Source organism: Caballeronia sp. M1242, assembly GCF_017220215.1.
GTDB lineage: Bacteria > Pseudomonadota > Gammaproteobacteria > Burkholderiales > Burkholderiaceae > Caballeronia.
This window is the reverse complement of record NZ_CP071131.1, coordinates 504829-526155: the sequence shown is the minus strand read 5'-3', so window position 1 is coordinate 526155 and position 21327 is coordinate 504829. Positions and strand designations below refer to the sequence as shown.

At 64.8% G+C, this 21327-nt stretch carries 24 protein-coding genes; 6 read left to right on the top strand and 18 right to left on the bottom strand.

What is annotated here, in order from left to right; all coding sequences use genetic code 11:
* Positions 1-94 precede the first annotated feature (94 nt).
* From JYK05_RS21930 to JYK05_RS21920, 3 genes are read right to left on the bottom strand one after another with little or no spacing between them, the layout of a single operon-like run.
* On the bottom strand, positions 95-1894 hold the full coding sequence (locus JYK05_RS21930; protein WP_206469786.1) for an HAD family hydrolase: 1800 nt from the start codon (positions 1892-1894) through the stop codon (positions 95-97).
* A gap of 15 nt (positions 1895-1909) precedes the next feature.
* Entirely contained in the window at positions 1910-2980 is a 1071-nt protein-coding gene (locus JYK05_RS21925) for a glycosyltransferase family 4 protein (protein ID WP_206469785.1), read from the bottom strand.
* An 18-nt stretch (positions 2981-2998) separates the two neighbouring features.
* Entirely contained in the window at positions 2999-4084 is a 1086-nt protein-coding gene (locus tag JYK05_RS21920; protein WP_175943744.1) for a glycosyltransferase family 4 protein, read from the bottom strand.
* A gap of 124 nt (positions 4085-4208) precedes the next feature.
* Between JYK05_RS21920 and JYK05_RS21915 the strand changes: the two genes are divergently transcribed.
* Positions 4209-4634: a CBS domain-containing protein gene (locus JYK05_RS21915; RefSeq protein WP_206469784.1), complete on the top strand. Its 426-nt coding sequence runs from the start codon at positions 4209-4211 to the stop codon at positions 4632-4634.
* Between the two features lie 12 nt (positions 4635-4646).
* Here JYK05_RS21915 and JYK05_RS21910 read toward each other — a convergent pair whose 3' ends face one another.
* Positions 4647-4883: an MARCKS-like protein gene (locus JYK05_RS21910; protein WP_206469783.1), complete on the bottom strand. Its 237-nt coding sequence runs from the start codon at positions 4881-4883 to the stop codon at positions 4647-4649.
* Between the two features lie 138 nt (positions 4884-5021).
* On the opposite strand from JYK05_RS21910, the gene JYK05_RS21905 reads away from it, so the two are divergent.
* Positions 5022-5984, top strand: a complete 963-nt coding sequence (locus JYK05_RS21905; protein WP_206469782.1) for an alpha/beta fold hydrolase — start codon at positions 5022-5024, stop codon at positions 5982-5984.
* Between the two features lie 6 nt (positions 5985-5990).
* Here the strand turns inward: JYK05_RS21905 and JYK05_RS21900 are convergent, their stop codons facing one another.
* Genes JYK05_RS21900 through JYK05_RS21875 form a run of 6 tightly spaced genes read right to left on the bottom strand, consistent with a single transcriptional unit; the run spans position 5991 to position 9411 of the window.
* Entirely contained in the window at positions 5991-6284 is a 294-nt protein-coding gene (locus tag JYK05_RS21900) for a PRC-barrel domain-containing protein (RefSeq protein WP_206469780.1), read from the bottom strand.
* Positions 6284-6649 (bottom strand): hypothetical protein, encoded by a 366-nt coding sequence (locus JYK05_RS21895; RefSeq protein WP_241270030.1) that lies wholly within the window; start codon positions 6647-6649, stop codon positions 6284-6286. The genes JYK05_RS21900 and JYK05_RS21895 overlap by 1 nt, the downstream gene beginning before the upstream one ends.
* Positions 6646-7866, bottom strand: coding sequence for an Nramp family divalent metal transporter (locus tag JYK05_RS21890; protein ID WP_175943734.1), 1221 nt, complete (start codon positions 7864-7866; stop codon positions 6646-6648). The genes JYK05_RS21895 and JYK05_RS21890 overlap by 4 nt, the downstream gene beginning before the upstream one ends.
* Positions 7863-8282 carry a hypothetical protein gene (locus JYK05_RS21885; RefSeq protein ID WP_175943731.1) on the bottom strand — a complete coding sequence of 140 codons (420 nt, stop codon included), beginning with the start codon at positions 8280-8282 and terminating at the stop codon, positions 7863-7865. Before JYK05_RS21885 ends, JYK05_RS21890 begins: the two co-directional genes overlap by 4 nt.
* Before the next feature lie 41 nt (positions 8283-8323).
* Complete coding sequence (locus JYK05_RS21880; RefSeq protein ID WP_175943729.1) at positions 8324-9058, bottom strand: LrgB family protein; 735 nt, start codon at positions 9056-9058, stop codon at positions 8324-8326.
* On the bottom strand, positions 9055-9411 hold the full coding sequence (locus JYK05_RS21875; RefSeq protein ID WP_206469778.1) for a CidA/LrgA family protein: 357 nt from the start codon (positions 9409-9411) through the stop codon (positions 9055-9057). The genes JYK05_RS21880 and JYK05_RS21875 overlap by 4 nt, the downstream gene beginning before the upstream one ends.
* A 162-nt stretch (positions 9412-9573) precedes the next feature.
* Between JYK05_RS21875 and JYK05_RS21870 the strand changes: the two genes are divergently transcribed.
* Positions 9574-10683 (top strand): nucleoside hydrolase, encoded by a 1110-nt coding sequence (locus tag JYK05_RS21870; RefSeq protein WP_206469776.1) that lies wholly within the window; start codon positions 9574-9576, stop codon positions 10681-10683.
* A 50-nt stretch (positions 10684-10733) separates the two neighbouring features.
* Here JYK05_RS21870 and JYK05_RS21865 read toward each other — a convergent pair whose 3' ends face one another.
* From JYK05_RS21865 to coxB, 7 genes are all read right to left on the bottom strand, one after another.
* Complete coding sequence (locus tag JYK05_RS21865; protein ID WP_175943723.1) at positions 10734-11990, bottom strand: glycosyltransferase family 4 protein; 1257 nt, start codon at positions 11988-11990, stop codon at positions 10734-10736.
* 322 nt (positions 11991-12312) lie between these two features.
* Entirely contained in the window at positions 12313-13611 is a 1299-nt protein-coding gene (locus JYK05_RS21860; RefSeq protein WP_206469774.1) for a cytochrome c, read from the bottom strand.
* A gap of 25 nt (positions 13612-13636) precedes the next feature.
* A complete protein-coding gene (locus JYK05_RS21855; RefSeq protein ID WP_206469772.1) occupies positions 13637-14635 on the bottom strand; it encodes a cytochrome c oxidase assembly protein in 999 nt (332 codons plus the stop codon).
* A complete protein-coding gene (locus tag JYK05_RS21850; protein WP_175943719.1) occupies positions 14614-14940 on the bottom strand; it encodes a hypothetical protein in 327 nt (108 codons plus the stop codon). The genes JYK05_RS21855 and JYK05_RS21850 overlap by 22 nt, the downstream gene beginning before the upstream one ends.
* Positions 14941-14949: 9 nt before the next feature.
* Complete coding sequence (locus tag JYK05_RS21845; RefSeq protein WP_206469770.1) at positions 14950-15594, bottom strand: cytochrome c oxidase subunit 3; 645 nt, start codon at positions 15592-15594, stop codon at positions 14950-14952.
* Entirely contained in the window at positions 15591-17552 is a 1962-nt protein-coding gene (gene ctaD / locus JYK05_RS21840; RefSeq protein ID WP_206469768.1) for a cytochrome c oxidase subunit I, read from the bottom strand. The genes JYK05_RS21845 and ctaD overlap by 4 nt, the downstream gene beginning before the upstream one ends.
* On the bottom strand, positions 17549-18505 hold the full coding sequence (gene coxB, locus JYK05_RS21835; protein ID WP_206469766.1) for a cytochrome c oxidase subunit II: 957 nt from the start codon (positions 18503-18505) through the stop codon (positions 17549-17551). Before coxB ends, ctaD begins: the two co-directional genes overlap by 4 nt.
* 165 nt (positions 18506-18670) lie before the next feature.
* Here coxB and JYK05_RS21830 point away from each other — a divergent pair, with 165 nt between their 5' ends.
* The 3 genes from JYK05_RS21830 (at position 18671) to JYK05_RS21820 (ending at position 20621) form a co-directional block, all read left to right on the top strand.
* Entirely contained in the window at positions 18671-19171 is a 501-nt protein-coding gene (locus tag JYK05_RS21830; protein WP_206469759.1) for a CinA family protein, read from the top strand.
* Positions 19172-19193: 22 nt separating this feature from the next.
* The gene (gene nadE, locus JYK05_RS21825; protein WP_175943709.1) at positions 19194-20039 is read left to right on the top strand and encodes an ammonia-dependent NAD(+) synthetase; all 846 of its coding nucleotides are present in this window, start codon (positions 19194-19196) and stop codon (positions 20037-20039) included.
* 84 nt (positions 20040-20123) lie between these two features.
* Positions 20124-20621, top strand: coding sequence for a ferritin-like domain-containing protein (locus JYK05_RS21820; protein ID WP_206469757.1), 498 nt, complete (start codon positions 20124-20126; stop codon positions 20619-20621).
* Between the two features lie 121 nt (positions 20622-20742).
* On the opposite strand, the gene JYK05_RS21815 is transcribed toward JYK05_RS21820, so the two are convergent.
* Positions 20743-21327, bottom strand: a complete 585-nt coding sequence (locus tag JYK05_RS21815; protein ID WP_206470519.1) for a hemerythrin domain-containing protein — start codon at positions 21325-21327, stop codon at positions 20743-20745.

Sequence of the window (21327 nt, the reverse complement as noted above, 5' to 3'; positions counted from 1 at the left end):
GCGACCTTCAGGAACATGCAACGCGAACGGCGCCCGACATCGAACCTTCGCCGATGCCAAGCGCGTTACGCGATACGCGACGCAGTGCAGCAATTTATGCGCCATCGCCGTCCTTCGATCCCGGCGCGAGGATGTTCGGCAGCACCGGATTCTCAGGCTGCGTATAACGCTCTTCGACGGCCTTTCGAATCGCTTCGATGCTCTCCTTCGCCGAAAGGCCCTCGTTGGCTTCGACGGCTTGCGCTTCGTCCGCCAGCGACGTATCGCCGATCACGTCGCGAAACCACGTCGAATAGTCGCCCTGGCGCAGATGGAACATCCAGGTCTCCTCATCGACGCCTTCGGCGAGTTCAAGAAAGAGCACGAGATTGTGCGCGCGCAGGTTCAGCTTGTCCTCGGGGCCGCGGAAGTAGAAGCTGCGCTCCGGAATCAGCATGCCTTCCGCATACTTGCGCACATGACGGCGACGCTGCGTTTTCGCGGGCTCGACATGCACGACGACCGGCTCGTCCCAGCCGCCGTCGTCCGCCTTGCGACGCCACACGAGCGCCTGGCCGGGCTTGATGTCGTCGGGCAGCGCGCCGGGCGCATCGTGGCCCGCCGCGCGCGCAAACTCTTCGAGCGACGTCTGCGCGCCCGGCCCCGCGCCGATGAACATCGTCACGCGATCCAAAAGGCGCGGCGAAAGCTGCTCCGGATGCACGGTGACGAAAAGCGCGGGCGCGAGTTGGTCTGGCAGCACTTCGTCGGCCGGATTTATGCTCGCGGGGAAGAAGTGATGCGCTTCGTCGAAGAGCATCCAGTGCGGGCGGCCGGTGAGCGCGCGCGACTTCTGCATGTGCGCGAGCACACTCGCGCAGTACGCGGGCCGGTCCGCGAACGTGACGCGCATGAGGTTCACGAGCACGGACTGGCTCGGCTGATGCAAAAGCCGCGTGATGTCGTCGGCTTTCGGCGCGGTCTCGGCATCGCCGATGGGCAGCGCGTTCTCGAAGGTATCGAAGTCGCCTTCGGGATCGAGCGCGCAGAACTGGTAGCCGGCCGCCACGAGCCGCTCCATGAGACCCGTGATGAGCGTGGACTTGCCGCCGCCCGATTGCCCGGCGATCAGCGCAACGGTCCGCTGCGGCGCGAGCGTTTCAGGCTCGCCCTCTTCTTGCTGCGAATCGCCGTTGACGCGCGCTCCGAGCAGCACGTTGCGCCGCGTGACGCGCTCGCTCGCGGCGGCAAGATCGTCGGCGAGAATCGCGTCGATCAGTTCGGTCACGCCCGCGCCGCATTCGCTCTTCAGCACGATATCCGCATGCGACTTCAGCGCGGGAATCGCGTTGCTCACCGCCGCCGACATCTCGCACGCATCGAGCAGCGGGTGGTCGTTCTGCGCGTCGCCGACGCCCACGGCATTGCGCGGCGACAGCGAAAGCTCATCGAGCGCGGCGAGCAGGCCACTGGCCTTGCTGACGCCCGGCGCGAGCACCATCACCGCGTCGCCGTTATAGACGACGTGCAGATCGAGCCCAAGATCGCGAATGGCGGCGTGCGCCTGTTCGTCGTAAGGCCGCACGGTCGCGACGAGCGTCTGGCTCACGCCGAGATGACGCACGCCGGCCTTCTTCATCGCCTCGACGAACGCGGGCGGCGGCGGCGGCGCGAGCAGCTTGCGCTCGCGCGTGACGGGCGAATAGATCACGCCGCCGTTTTCCGCGACGATCAGCGTGAAACGGTCGACGCGGTCGCACAGCGTGAGTAGATCGTCGAGCTCGCGGCCCGTGACGAGAATCATGTGACGCCCCGAAGCGCGCAGGCGGTCGATTGCGTCCCACGTAGCCTCGGAGACGCGGCCGTTCTCGGCGAGCGTGTTGTCGTAATCGCTGGCAAGCACCATGAATCGCATGCGCGTGTCCTCTGGTTAGGCATCCTGTTCGATGAGCGACGGCGGCGCGCAACGCGCCGCGCGGGCATCGACGAGACGCTGATACACATCGACGTAATCGCGCGCCATACGCTGTGCCGTGAAGCGCCGCTCGAAGGTTTCGCGGCAGCGGCGGCGATCGATCTCCGGCAGACGCGCGAGCGCTTCCACCGCTTCGTCCTCGTTACGCACGACAAAGCCGTTCACGCCATCCTCGATGATTTCCGGCACCGAGCCGCGCCCGAACGCGATCACGGGCGTGCCGCACGCGAGCGCCTCGATCATCACGAGGCCGAACGGCTCCGGCCAGTCGATCGGAAAGAGCAGCGCGCGCGCTTGCCCGATGATGCGGCTCTTGCCCGCATCGTCCTGCTCGCCGACGTATTCGATCAGCGGCGCTTCGACGAGCGGCGCGACCGCGCTCTCGAAGTACGGACGGTCGGCTTCATCCACTTTCGCGGCGATCTTGAGCGGCATGCCCGCGCGACGCGCGATGCGAATAGCCGCATCCGGTCCCTTGGCCGGCGCGATCCTTCCGACGAACGCGAGATGGTCGCCCGCGCGTTCATGGAACGGATAGAGTGTGTCCGGCAAGCCGTGATACACGGTGCCCGCCCACGCGAGCCACGGCAGCGGCGCGCGCTGCGCGTTCGAGATGGAGACGAGCGGAATATCGGCGAAGCGGCGGTACATGGGCTCGAGTCCCGGCACGTCGAGCCGCCAGTGCAGCGTCGTCACATGCGCGCACTGCATGCGGCGCGCGAACGGAAAGCTCTGGTAATCCGTGTGGAAATGCACGATATCGAAGTGCTTCGACGCGGCGACCACGTCTTCGAGCATCGCGAAATGGAAGGCTTGCGGATCGGCGGTGTCCTCGACGAGCCGCACCGCGCAGTCGCTTCCCGCGACGAGCTTCGCGCTCGTGCGCGAGTCGGCGCTCGCGAAAAGCGTCACGTCGTGACCCAGTGCCACGAGTTCTTCGCTGAGATAGGAGACGATCCGTTCGATGCCGCCGTAACGTCGTGGCGGCACACTTTCATAGAGCGTTGAGACTAGAGCGATGCGCATGGTGGTTCGTGTCGAAGGTCAGGCTTCCAGCGCGTCGGTATCGGCGGCGGCGATAAAAGCGTCTGCGCTCGCGCGGCTTTGCAGCAGATCGTGATACACCGCGAGATAGTCGCGCGCCATGCGTTCGGCAGAGAAGCGCTGCTCGAACGTCTTGCGGCAGCGGGCGCGGTCTATCGCGCCAATCTCGCGAACGGCGCGCACGGCTTGGTCCACATCGTCGACGATCAAGCCGTTCACGCCATGCTCGATGACTTCGGGCACCGCGCCGCGCCTGAACGCGACGACCGGCGTTCCCGATGCCATCGCCTCGATCATCACGAGGCCGAACGGCTCTTCCCAGTCGATAGGAAAGACGAGCGCACGTGCGTTCGCGAAGAGCGCGCGACGCGTCTCGCCGCCCACTTCGCCCAGATACTCGACAAAAGACTCCGATTCCGCGATGAGCGGCCAGATCGTCTCCTTGAAGTACGCGCGCTCGCCGGGATGCACGGCAGCGGCGATCTTGAGCGGCAGCCCCGCGCGACGCGCGATCTCGATCGCGCGGTCAATGCGCTTTTCCGGCATCACGCGGCCGACGAATAGCAGATAGTCGCCGCCTTCGCGCGAATAGCGCATTTCATCGAGCGCAAGGCCGTGATGCACGGTCGCCCGCCAGTTCGCGTGCGGCGCGCCGCGGCGCTGACTGTCGGAGATCGAGACGAGCGGCGCATTCGCGAAGGTCTCGAAGAGCGGACCGTGATCGGCGGGAAGAAGACGCCCGTGCATGGTCGTGAGCGAAGCGCATGCGAGAAAGCGCTGCATCGGCAGATGAATGGGCTCGGTGTGAAAGTGAATCACATCGAACTGCGATGAACGTTCGATGACAGCTTCGAGCTGACGCAGATGATGGCTCGTCGTGTCCCACACGCGTTCGTCGCGCCAGAGCGCCGTCGGCGCGCTCGCATGCAAGCGGGCGCGCGTTCTCGAATCCGCCGTGGCGAACAATGTGACTTCATGCCCGAGGGCGACCAGTGCTTCCGTCAGATAAGAAATGATGCGCTCGGTGGCGCCGTATGCGATAGGAGGGACGCTCTCGTAGAGCGGTGCGACCTGTGCGATTTTCATTGTGCGTTCCGCATTGACCGTATGGGCTTCGGTTAGCAATCAGCAGGCCGACGCGCGCGCGCCGGGCGAGACAACGGCACGCTGCATGCTGCATCGGGAGTCGCCATGGAACGAGGAGGAAGTCATGACCAAGGTAGCCGAAGTAATGACACGCGGCGTGCAGACCATCGCGCCCAACGAGAGCATTCGCCGCGCAGCCGAACTGATGGACGAACTCAATGTCGGCGCGCTTCCGGTGTGCGACGGCACGCGCCTGAAGGGCGTCGTGACCGACCGCGACATCGTGGTGCGCGCGGTGTCGGTGGGCAAGGAGTCGTCGTGCGCGGTGCAGGACGTGGCGAGCGAACCTGTCGAATGGTGCTTCGAAAACGACGAGATTCACGACGCCATGCGCAGAATGGAGCAGTTGCAGATTCGCCGCATGCCTGTCGTGGACAGCGAGAAAAACATCGTCGGCATGCTCGCGCTCGGCGATATCGCGATCTACTCCGACGGGGAAGTGTCCTCGACCATTCAGGCCATTTCGACGCCTTCCGTACCGGACAGATAAGCGGCGCGCGATCTACAGCGGATTGCCGTCCTCCGGCGTCTTCAGCCGATCGCTCTCGCTCTGCGAGCCGGGCGGCGTGCCGGGTTTTTTATCGGGCGTCGCGTCCGGCGCGCGGTCTTCGGTCGGGCCGCGCTTCGGGTCATCCGCCGGGTTCGTCGGGATGTTTTCGTTGTGGCCGGGAATCGGCTGGCTTTCGATGTGGCCATTCTCCGATACGGCGCTTTGCGGGTCTTGCGTTTTCTGGTTCATGGTCAGATCTCGCTGAGTGGATGTCGCGTTCAACGGCAGCAAGCACCGTTCCGAGATTCGGGAACCGCTAGGGGCACGGCCTTTGCTCGCCCACTCGCTTCGTGCGCTTCGCGCTTCAATCAAGACCATCGGGGAAACATGCCTCAGACATCATCCAGCGCCTTGTCATCGGGCAAACTGCTTGCCGGCTCCGTCGCGGCTGCATCGCTCGGCGTGGCCGCGTGGGCCGCGCTGCGCGCGCGCCGCGCCGAGCGCGATCATCCGCCGGTCGGGCGCTTCATCGACGTGGACGGCGTGCGTCTGCATTACATCGACGAAGGCGAAGGCCCGGTCATCGTGCTGTTGCACGGCAATCTCGTCATGCTGCAAGACTATGTGGCGAGCGGACTCTTCGACCGGCTCGCAGAGCGGCATCGCGTGATCGCGTTCGATCGTCCCGGCTTCGGCTTCAGCGAACGTCCGCGCGATCGCGCATGGACGCCGCAGGCGCAGGCGGCGCTCTTTCAACAGGCGCTCAAGCGCATGGGACTGACGCGGGCGGTCGTGGTCGGGCAGTCGCTCGGCTGTCTCGCCGCGCTTTCCATGGCGCTCGATCCGCGCATCGACATTCGCGGGCTCGCGCTGATCAGCGGCTACTTCTATCCGAGCGCCCGCTTCGACGTGCTGCTCACCGCGCCCGCCGCGATACCCGTCATCGGCGATGTGATGCGCTACACGGTCTCGCCCATTGCGGCGCGGCTGATGATCGATCCGAACCTGCGCCTGATGTTCGCGCCGCAACCGGTGCCGGACGTCTTTCGCGAGATGCTGCCGCGCGAGTTGATGCTGCGTCCGTCGCAAATGCGCGCGATCGGCGAGGACGCTGGCTACATGGTGCCGGCGGCGCATGACCTGTCGCGGCGTTACGGCGAAGTGAGCGTGCCGGTGCGCATCTTCGCGGGCCGGGACGACAAGATCGTCGATGCGGATTCGCAGTCGGGAAGGCTGCATGAAGACATCGCGCAGAGCACGATCACCGTGGTGCCGAATCGCGGGCACATGCTTCACTACGATGAAGCGGGCCGCATCGCCGATGCCATCGAGGCGATGGCCATCGAGTGACGCCGATCAACGCGCGTGTTCGCGCAGGCGCGGCTGCCGCATGTCGGCCCAGTCGAGCTTGTCCCACGCGACATCGAGCGGCTTCTGCGCGAGCCTCTTGCGCAAGGACGCAGGCGAAAGCGCCATCGCCATCCAGCGCATCACGCGACTCGCGAAGCCGTGCGTCTCGATGCGCACCGCCGAGATCACGCAATCGCCGCCGCGATCTTCGGCCAGCAGCGCGGAGATGCGGCCGACGCGCCGGCCATCCATCGCGGTGACGCGCAGCCCGACGAGTTCATCCAGGTTGACGGTCTGCATCAGCGCGCTCCGGGAATGCGGTCGATGGTCCGCTCGCGCAGCCAGCGTTGCCAGTCGTGCACGGGCGTGTCGTCGGCATCCACGTCGAGTTCGATATCCACGGCGACCTTGCGCACGTCCTTCCACGCAATGCGATACGGCGTGGTCTTGTGGCCCGCGCCGATACGCGCGAGCAACGCGCACATCAGCCGATGCGCCCGCCTGCCGAAGCGCCGCGCCATGACGACCGTGCCGGTTTCGATGAACACGAGCCTCGGCAATTCGCCGTCGCGCAGTTCGGCGACGAGGCCATCCACGCGTCCCATACGCACGCCGTTCTTGTCGACGAGCTGCTTGTCGAGGATATCGTGCACGACGTCCATCATGTGCCTCCGAAGTATTCGAGCGGTATCGTGACGATGCCGAGCACGAACGCGAGCGCGGTAATGGCGATCACCGCCACGTTGGAGATCGGTCCGTTGCAATGCTCGCCCATGTAGTGCTCGTCGTTCATCAAGACGATGAACGGCACCACCATCAACGGCAAGTTGACGGCGGTGAGCGCCATGGAGAACACCGTGAGCTTGAGCGGATCGGCGCCGGCGGCAATGGGCAACGCGCCGAGCAAAAGCGCGCAGGTATAGACGAGGCTGAAGCCGGGATTGTCGCGCGGCGGACAGTCTTGCCCCCAGTTCCAGCCGAACGCCTGCGCGAAGAGATACGCTTCGAGCAGCGCCACTTCCAGCGCCGCGCCGAGCGATGCAATGCCGAGCGACGCCACGAAGAGCACGAATCCCCACATGCCGAATGCATCGACGAGAAGCAGCGGCAGTTGATGGAAGTCTTCGACATCCAGAATGCCGCGCCCGTTGAGCACCTGCGCCGCGACGAGCAGCACGGCCGCCGAAATCACACCGCCGAACAGCATGCCCAGTGCGGCGATCGCGCGGTTGGGCCAGAGATAGCTGCGGTCCCAGCGGTCTTCGATTGCGCCCGACGAATAGAACAGGAAGAGCGTGGGCGAAAGCGACGCGCCCAGAATGCTCGCGGCCATGAACCAGTACGTCGCGGCATGTTCGTGCGGGCGGCTCGGCACCGCAGCGGCGGCCACCTGCGTCCATTCGGGCCGCAGCCGGATGATCGCGACGACGAAGCACAGCGTGACGAGGCCGAGCAGCGAGATGCCTTTCTCCAGCATGCCGAAGGTGCCGCGCCACAAGAACAGCCACGAGAGCAGCGCGACGGGCAGCGCCCACCATCGATACGAGATGCCCGTTGCGAATTCGAGCGCCACCGAGACGCCGCCTATCTCGGCGCTCAGTACGAGAAAGCTCACGATCACGGTCGAGATGAGCGGCAGCGCGAGCAGCTTGATGCCGAAGCGGTCGCGAATGCCATCGACGATGGTGTGTCCGCTCACCGCCGCGAAGCGTCCCGACATCTCGGTGAGGAACGCGATGCAGACCGTGCCGAGCACGATGGTCCATAGCAATTGATAGTGAAACGCGGCGCCGGCCTGCGCGGCAGTCGACATCTCGCCCATTTCGAGGAAGCCGCCGACGCTCGTCACGATGCCGAGCGATATCTCCAGCAGCTTCTTCATGACGCGTCACCGGCTTGCGCGCGCAGCCACGCGTCGAGGCGTACGGCTGCGTCATGCATCGTCGAGCGCGCTTCGGTGACGCGCGCGCGGTCGCCGGAATCGAGCGCGGCGCGCGCCTTATCGAAGGCGGCCTGTACCGCGTGAACCTGCGAGGCGGCATCGGCGGGCGCGTGCGCGCGTTGCAGGTCGCCCGCTATCTTGCCGATCTGTTCGCTGGCCGAATCGACCGAGCGTGTGGCGTACGACGACGGCGAGCTGCCGTCGAGCCACGAGTCGATCCACTGCGACGCCGAGCGCGCATACGACAGCACGATGCGGGCATCGGAGGCGGCATCGTCGGATGACGAACACGCGGCGCATGCCAGCGCGAGCGCGACAACGAGCGGCGCGAGCGGCAGTGAACGGAAGGGCTTCATGGCGCCGCAGCGAGCAAGGCGCGTTCCTTCGTCGCTTCCGTTCAGAGCCAGCGCACCAGCACGGGCACTAACACCGGCACGAGAAACGAGGTGAGTATGCCGTTGAGCCCCATGCCGAGCCCGGCGAACGCGCCCATCTGCTGGCTGACCTGAAAGGCGCGCGCCGTGCCGATGCCGTGCGACGCCACGCCGAGCGCGAAGCCGCGCGCTTCCGGCTCCGCGACGCGCAGCGCGTTGAGAATCACGCGCGCGAACACGGCGCCGAACACGCCCGTCGAGATGACGAGCACCGCCGTCAACGACGGAATGCCGCCGATGGACGTCGCCACCGCCATCGCGATGGGCGTGGTGGCGGACTTCGGCGCGAGCGATGCAATCGTCTGCCGCGATGCGCCGAGCCACGACGCGATAGCGACCGCCGATACGATCGCGGTCATCGACCCGGCGAACAGCGCGACGAAAAGCGGCGCGGCGAGCCGCCTGAGGTTGCCCAGTTGCCGGTAGAGCGGCAGGGCCAGCGCAACCGTCGCGGGCCCGAGCAGAAAGTGCACGAACTGCGCGCCTTCGAAATACGTCGGATACGGCGTGCCGCTGATCTGAAGCACCGCGACGATCAGCGCCACCGCAATCAACACGGGGTTGGCCAGCGGATTGAAGCGGCATCGCGTATAGACGGATTGCGCGATCAGATACGCAAAGAGCGTGATGGTCAGGCCGAGCAGCGGCGAGGCCGCGAGGTAGACCCATATCGCGGTGAGCCGTGGGATCGCGCTCATGACCGTTCGTCTCCCGTCTGGCGGCGCATCAGCGCGCGCATCACGATGGCCGTCACGCCGATGCCGAGCGTCGTGCTCACGATGATCGCCAGTACCACCGCCACGAGATCGCCGCGCACGGCGCTCGCGGATGCCATGATGCCGACGCCCGCCGGAACGAAAAGCAGCGAGAGATGACGCAGCAGTTCGTTCGCGGTCGGCTCGATGGTATCGGCGGCGCGCGGCCGCGCGATGACAAACGCGAGCAGCAGCAACATGCCGACGACCGGCCCCGGCACGGGAAGCCGGAACACATACGAGACGCCTTCCCCGAAACACTGGAAGAGCAGCAGCACGGCAAGGGAAAGAAGCATGGCGGGACCTGTCGACGTTCATTGCGCGGTGTGCGATGCCAGCAAAGTGCGCTCCCGCAGGCATCGACGATCATGCCTCCGAACGCAGTGAATGCTCCTAGAATGAATCAGGCCGCTTGCCAGCGCGGCCATCCAGAACGTTCAAACACAAGGAGACACACCATGGCGCCCCGCAGACTGCTTCCGCTGATTCCGCCGCTTCTGTCCTGCCTCGTGGCCGCTTGCGGCGGCTCGGATCATCACGATGTCTACAACGACGCACCGAAGGTCATCATCGATTCCGACTTCAACACGATGGGCGATGACGGCCAACTCTTCGCGATGACGAGCCAGTTGATGGGGCAGGGCAAAGTGAATCTGCTCGGCCTGTGCGTCGTGACGGGCAACGACTGGCTCTTGCAGGAAGAAGCCGATGCGCTGAAGGCTGTCGAGCGCATGGGCGTGCAGAACCGGGTCGGCGTGTACGCCGGCGCGAACTATCCGCTTCAGTACGATGTCGCGAGCATTCGCGCGCAGCAGGCCGCGAATCCGAATGGGTACTTCGGCGCGTGGATGCGCCCGGAGCCCACCGACGCGTCGCAACTCACCGCGCCCCCCGACGGCTTCGCGCAGTCGACCAAACTGCAAGCGGAAGCCGCCGCGGACTTCATGATCGACACGATCAAGCGCTATCCGAACCAGGTAACGATCATCGAAGTGGGACCGCCGACGAACCTCGCCACTGCCGTCAAGAAGGCGCCCGAGATCGTGCCGCTCATCAAGCAGATCGTCTACATGGGCGGCGCCATGAACGTGCCGGGCAACGCGAACGCCGTGGGCGAACTGAACTGGTGGTTCGATCCGGTGGCCGTGCGCACGCTGTTGCAGACGACCATTCCGCAGCGCGTGATTCCGCTCGATGTGACCAACACCGTGCCGCTCACCGAAAGCGTCTATAACCAGATCGTCAATCCGCCGACGGGGCAGACGGCCGTCACGAAGGTCTATGCGGTGGAGAACGCGAATGCTTTCGCGAGCCATACCGATATCTACGACACGCTGACGATGCCTTACTTTCTCGACCCGACTTACGCGACCGAAACGCAGAGCGCATACCTCGATATCGACACCACGCCGGGCGAGAATCAGGGGCACGTGCGCGTGTATCCGGACGCGCCCGCGCCCGGCGCTTCACCGCTCAAGATCACCTATGTGACGAAGTACGACAACGCCAGGTTCTTCAACCTGTACGTGAACCTGCTGACGAGTCCGGTGCCCGTGAAGTTTCAATGACCGATGACCAATGACGATGGCCAATGAACGATGACCGCCTTGCGCGGTCATCAATCCATGTGCGCCTTGGGCGTGATGGCGGCGGCGACCGGCTCGGCGCTTCTCGTCATCGCGCCTTCCAGCGCGCTGCGGTAGATGTCGAGATACGCGTTCACCATCGTGTCGGGGTTGAAGGTATCGGCGTGTTTGCGCAGCCGGTCATGCACGGACGGCTCTTTCAGCAGTTCGATGGCTTCGCGGATCTTTTGAATGAGCGTCTCCGGCCGATCCATGTCGAACACGAGACCGGAACGCGGTTCAATGACTTCGGGAATGCCGCCCCGGTTCGCGCCGACCACGGGCAAGCCGTGCGAGTACGCTTCCACGATCACGCGCCCGAACGGTTCGTGCCAGATGGAAGGGACAATGAGAATGTCGATGCTATTGAGAAAGTCGCTCGCCTTCACGTGTCCGAGAAACTGCACGCGCGGGTCGCGATACTTCGTCTTGAGCGAGGCGATGTAACCGGCCTCGCCATTGCCGCCGAACGCGAGCGTCCAGTCGAGCGTGTGATCGGCCGAGAGTTGTTCGAGCACGACCTCCGAGCCTTTGTCGCGCGCCACGCGCCCGAGCACGCCAAGGCGCACCGGGCCGCCTTCGTAACGCCGCTTGTTGACGAGCGCCGCGCTGTCGGTGCTCGGGATATAGCAATTGCTCACGACCGCCGTGCGCGACGCGTGCGGAAAATAGCCGTTCTCCAGATGCTTTTGCAACACGAAGCGGCTCACGCCGATCGCCACTTCCACGCGCGCCGACGCCCCGCGCTTCGGCGCCGAATACAGCGCGCAGGACGCGCACTGCCGCTTGCAAGGCTCCGCGTCCGAGAACATTGTCGTGGACGGGCACATCAGGTAATAGTCGCGCGCGGTATGCACGATAGGCACGCCCGCGTTGCGCGCCACGCGCCATACGTCCACGGAGAGACAGGCGAGATTGCTGGTATGAATGACGTCCGGCTTTTCATGCGCGATGATGCCCGCGAGCTTGCGCGACATCACGACGTTATAGACATCGAGCGCGTGCCAGGCGAATCTCGCCACGCGCGAGCGCTTTTTTGGCCGATGCGGCCAGTACAGATTGGCGTTGCGCAGACGATAGACCTTCACCCCGTTCAATTCGGAAATGCTGTCCGTGCCCGTACCGGTCGCGCAGGCGACGCTGACTTCCATGCCGGCTCGCACGAGACCCTCGGCGAGAAGTTGCGTCGATACCTCGGCCCCACCGACCTTGTCCGGGTAATACAACGTGTTGACGATGAGAATTTTCACGGCGTTAGAAGTGATGTTGTCGTTCTTCTAGAGGCACCCTGGCTGTCACCCGTGAGGCGATGCGGCAAGGGCGAGGAGTGCGCTAACTGTGGTCGTCTTCCCCCGAAGACGAACTCGGAATCCACAGGTCCACGTTTCGCTCTTACTCGTAAGCAAGAGTTTAGGATAAGCCAAAAAGCTTGAGAAGGCTCAAAGCGAAACGTAAGGAAATGCAAGCCGTATTTAGTGGAACGAAGTCTTTTTGTCCGATCTTCTGTCGGCAACCTTGTCTCATCGAAGCGTCCGACGAATCCGCATGATTTACTCGTGAATGTAACCGCCGTTACTTATGTATCTTGCTACGAAAGGACGCAACATCGTTCGTGGTGACCGGCCGCGCGTCGTTGCCCCAAGACGAACGAATGTAAGAGAGCACTTGCCCGATCTGCAAATCTGACAGCCGGCCCGCGAAGCCCGGCATGTTTTGCCGCGGCGGCCCGTGAACGGTGTCCGGGCTATTGCCGCCTTCGACGATCAGCCGAATGAGCGAAGTCGTGTCCTCGCTGATGACGGCGGGGTTGCCCGCGAGCCTCGGAAACGCCTTCGGCACGCCCTGTCCCGTATCGAGGTGACATTGCGCGCAGAAGGTCGCGTAGACGGCCGCGCCCTGACCGGGCGGCTTATCGGGCGCGCGCGTCTTGAGACGCCCCGGCGGCGCGAGCGAGGGATCGAACGTGCCATCGGCGGCGCCGGTCGCGGGCAGCGTCTTCAGATACGTGGCGATGGCGGTGAGGTCGTCGTCGTTCAGATACTGCAGGCTGTCCTCGATGGTCTGCACCATGGTGCCGAACGCGATCGTCTTGTCGCCGCCATGACCCGTCTTCAGGAACGACGCGATCTCCTCTGTCGACATGCGCCCGAGTCCCGATCCCGGATCGCCGCGCAGATTCATCGCGTACCAGTTGTCGGTGACCGCGCCCGAGAGATATGTCTTGGACGATTCGTCGTAGCCGCGCTCCTGATACGCAAGCCCGCGCGGCGTGTGGCAGGCTCCGCAATGGCCGGGCCCTTGCACGATATACGCGCCGCGATTCCATGTGGCATCGCGCTCGGGCCGCGGCTCGTACACCTTCTTCGGCGCGATAGCCCATCGCCACACGCGCAGCGCCCAACGCTGATTGAAGGGAAACGACACGTCCGTTGGCGGCGGCTTGTAATGCACTGGCGGCACGCCGTGCATCATGTACGCGTAGAGCGCGCGCAAGTCGTCTTCGTTCATCTTCACGAAGGACGCATAAGGCATCGCGGGATAGAGTCCCTTGTTGCCCGGCGCAACGCCTTCGCGCATCACGCGGACGAAATCTTCATAACTGTATTTACCGATGCCGAGCTCGGGATCGGGCGTGATGTTGCTGCTGTAGATGGTGCCGAACGGCGAATTCACGCCGAGGCCGCCCGCGTACGGCGCGCCGCCTTTCGGCGCGGTGTGGCAACCGGCGCAGTCGCCGATTCGCGCGACATACGCGCCGCGTGCGATGAGTTCGGGCGAGGGCGCCTGTTCCGCCGCCTCCGCGACATTTGCCGCCATGCCCATGAAAAGCGATACGGCCGCGATGCCCGCCATCGAAAGCGATGCGCGCATGCGGGCTCTCGTGAACGAGCGCATGTCAGGACTCCTCGTGCGCCCGCAGGCGAGTGGTTGACGCCGCCGGGCGCGCGGCGGGCGTGACGGACGTGGCGGGCGCGAGCGTCGATGCCGGCCGCCTCGCGAGCCAGCGCGCGCCGACCAGCAGCCCGCCGACGAGATAGGCGAGACCGCCCGGCACCCACATCACGAGTCCGCCGAGTTGCTGATCCTGCAGCGGATCGAAGCCGAGCGCGAGCGTGCTTTCGATGCACGACGGATACCAGACCTCGGGCGCGAGCGTCAGCAACGCGCCGAGCGCGCCGGTGTGGACCATCGTGGTGAAGAGCGACAGCATCGCGTGCGCGCTGTGGGAACGCGAGCCGTCCTCCGAGGCGGGACGAAACACGGTCCACCAGAAAAGCAGCGCGGTGCCGAGAAAGCTCGTGTGTTGCAGCGTATGAATCCCTTCGCTGGCGAGCGCGGCTTCGAAAAAGCGCGGCGCATGCCAGCACCACAAGGCCGCCGCATGCAGGACCCACGCGACGGCAGGCATGGTCAGCCAGCGCCACGGCGTGTTGATCCACGCACTGCGCGTCGCGGCGCTGATCGCTTGCCGCGCACGCGGAGGAAAGGCCCACAGCCACACCGCGAGCGGCCTGCCAATCACGAGCAACGGCGCCGCCACGAGCATGAAGATCTCATGCTGAAGCATGTGCGCCGAAAAGAGCGCCTCGCTCAGACTATGCAGCGGCGACACGAGCGCGATGACGAGCGCGATCCAGCCGGTCACGAACGAAACGAGACGGAGCGCGCGGTCGCGCCGCCCGCGCGCCCCGCGCACGCGAAGCCGCGCATAACCTGCGAGATAGAGCCCGATGCTCAACGCGAGACACGCGACGACCCACGGCTCGAGCGTCCAGCCGAAGCTCGCCGGGACGCTGCTCGCGCCGGCCGAGACCGCGTGAGCGCACGCAGCATCGGCGAACGTGACGGCGGCGACGCCCGCGGCCGTCCTTGTCAACAAGCGGAAAGCAGCCATTGCGGTAGCGAGATGAAGATGATGCCGATCGACGAGAGCGTGCCCACTCCCGTCGCCACGACGGCCATGAAGCCTGCGCGCGAGCGCAGCGCGGGCGAGGATGGATCGGCCTCGCGCCCCGCGCTGCGCCAGCGGCCGAAGGCGAGCAGTGTCGAGAGGACGCTTACCGCGAGGCTCGCCACGCTTATGCCGTGCATCAGAAGCATGCTTTGCAAATGGCACGACGGCTCGACGAGCGCGTAGTTCAGGCTCAACAAGCCGAGGAGGACGGACGGTGCGAAGAGGAGGGCGGGCCAGGTCAGCATGATCGGGATTCAAAAGCGGGGCGCCCAGTAAATGACGCCGTAAATCGGCAGCCAGCTTAGTACGACGAAATACCAGTACACGGCGTTCTCGCTGACGTCCACGAAGCGCTTGCCCTCGAACGGGCCGGTGAAGAGCAGCACGGTCAGCACGGCGGTATCGATGAAATCGGTGACGAGGTGCGTCGTGTGCAGGCCGAGCAGCAGCCACACCACCGAGCCGTACGCATTGGTGTACCAGCTGACGTTGAGCGTCGCGAATTCGAAGCCGCGCAACACCATGAACACGATGGTCGCGATGAGGCACACGGTCATCCACAGCTTCGCGCGTCCGCGGTCGAAGCGTTCGGCGGCGCGCTTGGCGAGCTGGTTCGGCAGCATGCTCGCGAGCAGCACCACCGTATTGAGCGTGCCCCAGCGCAATTCGGGCGCGGACGCGGCCATCGGCCAGGCGGGCGCATGCGTGCGCAGATAGAAGTACATCATCACCGCGATGCCGAAGACCGTGCCTTCAATCAGCATCAGCCCTGCCGTGCTCCACCACATGACGCTGCGATGCCCGAACGCGAAGGTCGGGAGCCCGCGCACGTCGAGTTCGGTGACGTTCGCTTCGTCGGGGCGCGTCTGCGCGTTCCGAAGGTTGCTGGCGGTACTCATGGGCGCTGCTCCCGTGCGGCTGCGAACGCATTGCTCGACCGCTTCGGCCAGAACCACGCGATCATCGCCGCGGCGACCGGCGGCGAGCCCCACACGATGGCCCACGGCGAATAGATCGAGCCGATGAAGAGAATCGTCGTCACCACCGCGCTGATGAACGGCCAGATGGAAGGCGACGGAAAGAGCGGTCGATGGTCCGGCTTCGCATCGAGCACGCTCGTCATCAGTACTTCGCGCGCATCGGCCGCCAGTCCGCCGACGAAGCGCGGCTCGCTCGCCGGTTCCCACAGCGGATCGCGCCCGTGCACGACCGGAATCGCGTCGAAGTTATGCGGCGGCGGCGGCGACGGCACGCTCCATTCGAGCGTGCCCGCGCCCCACGGATCGGCAGGCGCCGGTTGTTTGCTTCGCAGCGTCAGCACCACATTGACGATGAAAAGCAGCACGCTCACCGCGATGATCCATGCGCCGATGGTCGACATGAGATTCATGCCGTCCCAGCCGAGCCCGTGCGGATACGTCCAGACACGGCGCGGCATGCCGTGCAGACCGAGCAGATGCATCGGAAAGAAGGTGACGTTGAAGCCGATGAAGAAGAGCCAGAACTGCCAGCGCCCGAGCCGCTCGGACAGCATGCGGCCCGCGAATTTCGGGAACCAGTAGAAGAACGCGCCGAAGAGCGGAAACACGGCGCCGCCCAGTAGCACGTAGTGCAGATGCGCCACGACGAAGTACGTGTCGTGCACTTGCAGGTCCAGCGGAACGGAGGCGACCATGATGCCGGTCATGCCGCCCATCACGAGGATAAAGAAGAACGCGAGCACGAAGAGCAGCGGCGTGCGCAGGTTCAGGCGGCCGGTCCAGAGCGTGCCGATCCAGCAAAAGATCTGAATGGCCGATGGAATCGCGATGGAGAGGCTCGCCGCCGTGAAGAAGCTCTTGCCGAGCTCGGGCAGATTGGTCGCGAACATGTGATGCACCCACAGCCCGAACGCGAGAAACGCGGTGGCGATGAGCGCGAGCACCATCGCGGGATAGCCGAACACCGGGCGGCGCGCGAAGGTCGGAATGATCGACGAGATGAAGCCCAGCGGCGGGATGAAGACGAGGTAGACCTCCGGGTGTCCGAAGAACCAGAAGAGATGCTGCCAGAGCAGCACGTCGCCGCCCTTCGCCGGGTTATAGAAGTGCGTGCCGACCAGCCGGTCGAGAATGAGCGCGGTGCTGCACAGCATGACCGAAGGCATCGCGAAGATCACCATGAACTGCGTGACCAGCGTGGCCCACACGAAAAGCGGCATGCGGTTGAGCGACATGCCGGGCGCGCGCATCTTGAAGATGGTGCTGATGAGGATGACCGCTTCGATCAGGCCGGAGAGTTCGGTGAACGTGATCATCTGCGCCCAGATGTCGGAGCCTTTGCCCGGCGAGTAGTCGGGGCCCGCGAGCGGCACGTAGCTGAACCAGCCGGCGGCCGGCGCGCTGTTCACCGCGAGCGAGGCGAACAGCAGGATGCCGCCGAAGAGAAACACCCAGTACGCGTACGCGTTCATGCGCGGGAACGCGACACTTCGCGCGCCGATCATGAGCGGCACGAGGTACGCCGCGACCGCCTGCATCACCGGCACGGCGAAGAGAAACATCATCGTCGTGCCGTGCATCGTGAAGAGTTCGTTGTACAGGTTCGGGCCGATCAGCCGCAGATCGGGCCGCGCGAGCTGCATGCGCATGGCGAGCGCGAGCAGGCCCGCGAGCACGAAGAACGCGAACGTCGTCACGATGAAGCGGCGCGCCACCGTCTTGTGATTGATCGCCGACAGCGCGCCGATGAAGCCGGGCGGATCGCTCCACGTCGCGGCAAGCGTTTCGCGCACGGCGGGCGAGGCGTGCGGACCGTCGACGGGACGGGAGCCGTTGTCATCGGCCGGGCCGAAGCGGGAAGAAGCGGGCGCGCTCATTTGAGAGTTCCGAGCCAGACGACGAGGGCCTGGAGATCGCCAGGGGCGAGTTGCGTCGCCGGCATCATGACGCCGGGCTTGAGGGCGGGCGGATTGGTGATCCACGCCGCGAGGTTGTGCGCGTTGTTGACGAAGGTGCCGGCCGCAATCGTCTGCCGGCTCGCCAGATGCGTGAGGTCCGGGCCTACCGAGCCGTTGGCCGGCGTGCCGCGCACCGTGTGGCAGCGGGCGCAGTCGCCGTTCAGAAAGACGTCGCGTCCGTGCATCGCGAGTGCGTCGCTCGACGTGCTCGCCGTCTGCCGTTGTTGCGCGGCCCACGCTGCATATTGCTCGGGCGGGTCGGCGACGACCGAGAACGCCATCATCGCGTGTTCGTAGCCACAGAATTCCGCGCACTGCCCGCGATACGTCCCCGCGCGGTCGGCGCGAAACGTGATGGTCGAGTCCTGGCCGGGAATCATGTCCTTCTTGCCATGTAAATTAGGCACCCAGAATGTATGTATAACGTCCGCGGCCTTCAACGATACGACCACCGGCCGGCCGACCGGCACATGAAGCTCGTTTGCGACCGCGAAACCATCGGCGCCGCCTTCGGGCGCGTAGCGCGCCTGCCACCACCATTGATAGCCGGTCATTTCCACGTGCAGCGCGTTGTCGACCGGAAGCCGCGACAAGGCGCGATCGGTGACGACGTCGGCGACCAGCAGGCTGACGAGCCCCAGCGCCGACAAGACGGTCCCCACGATCACGAAGCGGTGGATGCCGCGCTCGGGCCGCTCGCGCTTCGTCATGTCGGCGGGCGTCGTCTGGTTGCCGCGCGGCGCGCGCAAGAGCGCGAACATGCACGCGAGGAGCACGCAGGCGAACACTACGCAGCAGACAGTCAGCGTGATGTGCCATAGCTCCAGGACGCGACTTGCCTGGATGCCTGCCGGACTAAGAGCGCTCTGCATGGCCGTTTGTTTGTTTGTGCGGAGTTATGGTTTTCATACGGCTCGGGACGTATTCGTCCGTTCAAGCAATAGACATTCCATGGACGGACCGCTGCTCTTTGGTGCAGCGATTGCTTTGGACTCGCCTGCAAGGTCATTGGCAGCGAGAACAAGGAGACAGTAGACATGGACGTACCACGACAAGTCGTTTCTTTTCTCACCTCGCGTGGCCTGGTGCTTGCGACAGCCGAATCGTGCACGGCGGGTTACATCGCGTCGCTCATCTCGTCCGTGCCGGGCAGCGGCAGTTGCCTCGACGTGGGCTTCGTCACCTATTCGCCTTCGGGCAAGGCCGGCTTTCTCGGCGTGCGCGAGGACACGATGAAGCAATACGGCCTCACGAGCGAGGAGGTGGCGCGCGAAATGTCGGAAGGCGCGCTGAAGCAGGAGGGCTGCTCCGCGACCGTCTCGGTCTCGAACACGGGCGTGGCCGATGCCCCGCCCGGCGACGGCCCCGAGGCGGGCACGCAATGCTTTGCATGGTCGTACAAGCTGCGCGACGGGCAGATCGTCACGTTCAGCGAGACGAAGGTCTTCGATGGCGAACGCAACGAAGTCCGGCGCGCGGCGGCGCTCTACGCCATCTCGCGCCTCGAGCATTACTTCGACCGTCTGCCGAGACATTGATCAAAACCGTTGGGGGACGAACATGGATCAGAGCCAAAGCGAATGGAGGCAGTGGCAACAGCAAATCGCTCAGGAACTCGGCGTCAGCCAGGACTTCGATGCCGACACCGAGCGCGAGCGGCGCGTCGCCTTCTTGTCCGACTATCTGACGTCGCAGGGACTGCGAACCTACGTGCTCGGGATCAGCGGCGGCGTGGATTCGTCCACGGCAGGGCGTCTTGCGCAACTTGCCGTCGAGCGGCTGCGCGCGCGCCGCTACGAGGCGCATTTCGTCGCGGTGCGGCTGCCGTACGGTTCGCAGCGCGACGAAGACGACGCGCAGGCCGCGCTCGAATTCGTGCGCCCGGACGAGACTCTTACGGTCAACGTGAAGGGACCGTCGGATGAAATGATCGCGGCGCTCAAGCAAGGCGGCGCGCAATACACCGACGATTTCCAGGAAGACTTCGTTCTCGGCAACATCAAGGCGCGCGAGCGGATGATCGCGCAGTACGCGATTGCCGGCGCACGGCGCGGCGTCGTGATCGGCACGGACCACGCGGCGGAATCGCTGATGGGCTTCTTCACCAAGTACGGCGACGGCGGCGCCGACATCCTGCCGCTCTCCGGACTCACGAAGCGCCGCGTGCGCGCGCTCGCGCGTTCGATGGGCGCGGACGATCGTCTGGTGATGAAGGTGCCAACGGCGGACCTCGAAACGCTCACGCCGCAAAAGCCGGATGAAGACAGCTACGGCATCAGCTACGAGAACATCGACGATTTTCTGGAAGGCAAGGACGTGAGCGAAGACGTGCTTACGACCATACGCCGCTTTTACATGGCGACGCGCCACAAGCGCGCGCTGCCGCTCGAAGTGCCGCGCGTCTGAGACTGGAATGGCGATTGCGCGATAGACATGCGCGGCTGGCCCACCGGCCGGTGCGAACCCACTCACCCTGAAACGGAGGCATCGATGGCATCGAAGACTATGCAGGACTTGTTCATTCACGCACTGTCCGACGTTTATAGCGCAGAGAAACAACTGACGAAGGCGCTGCCGAAGCTGGCACGCGCGAGCACCAACGAGCAATTGAAGCAGGCATTCCAGCAGCATCTGGAAGAAACCAACGGTCAGATCGAACGGATCGACAAGGTGGTCGAACTGTGCGGCGTCAAGCTCAAGCGCATCAAGTGCGTGGCGATGGAAGGGCTCGTCGAGGAAGGGCAGGAGCAGATCGAAGACTTCGAGCAAGGCCCGATTCGCGATGCCGCGCTGATCGCAGCAGCGCAGAAGGTGGAACACTACGAGATCGCGACGTACGGCACGCTCGCGACGCTGGCGAAGCAGCTCGGCCAGGAAGAAGCGATGAACCTGCTGCTCGAGACGTTGCAGGAAGAAAAGTCCACCGACGAAAAGCTGACGCAACTCGCGAAGACGCAGATGGCCGAGGAAGCGAAGGCGGCTGGCTGACGAGACCCCCACACTCGTCGTCGCCACCCGAGCAGGAACGAGCGCGCCGCATCCCCCGGCGCGCTTTTTTTATCTCTCGAGCGCCGCGCGCCCGGCCGACGCGCGGCTCAGGCCTAACGCTCTACGCGTACTCCCTCGCCCGCCGCGAGGGCGAGGGCCGCAGCACTTGCGCGACGGCAAGCGCGCCGAGCGATATCAGCGCGAGCGAAGCCAGCGGGAACGTGCCCATCGTGTTCACCGCGATCGACGCGGGACGCTTCTGTCCGACCAGTTGCATCCTGCGCTTTGTCATCTGCTGCCCGAGTTCCGACAATCGCGAAGCCAGCGCGCGCTCGGCCGTCGGCAACAACACGGTCTCTTCGTCCGCCACGTGGTGAATGACTTCCCGCATCAACTGCATGAAGCGGGCATCGTAGGAGGCGTCGTCCGGACCCATCGCGCGCAGCTTGGCAATGTCCTCGCGCATCTTGTCGTGCTCGGGCTTGCTCTTCTCCAGCGTGTCGTCGCCCGGAATCGCTTCGGCGAGCGCGGGATAGAAGATCTCTTCTTCGAGTTGCGCGTGAATTTCGAGCGCCGTGCAGGCCAGCTCGACGATGGCGCGTTTGCGCCACCACGCACTATCGGCATGGTAACGATGGAACGCCGCCATGACGTGCGTGTGATCCATGCGGATCATCGTCGTGATGGAGGGCGAGCAGGATGACAT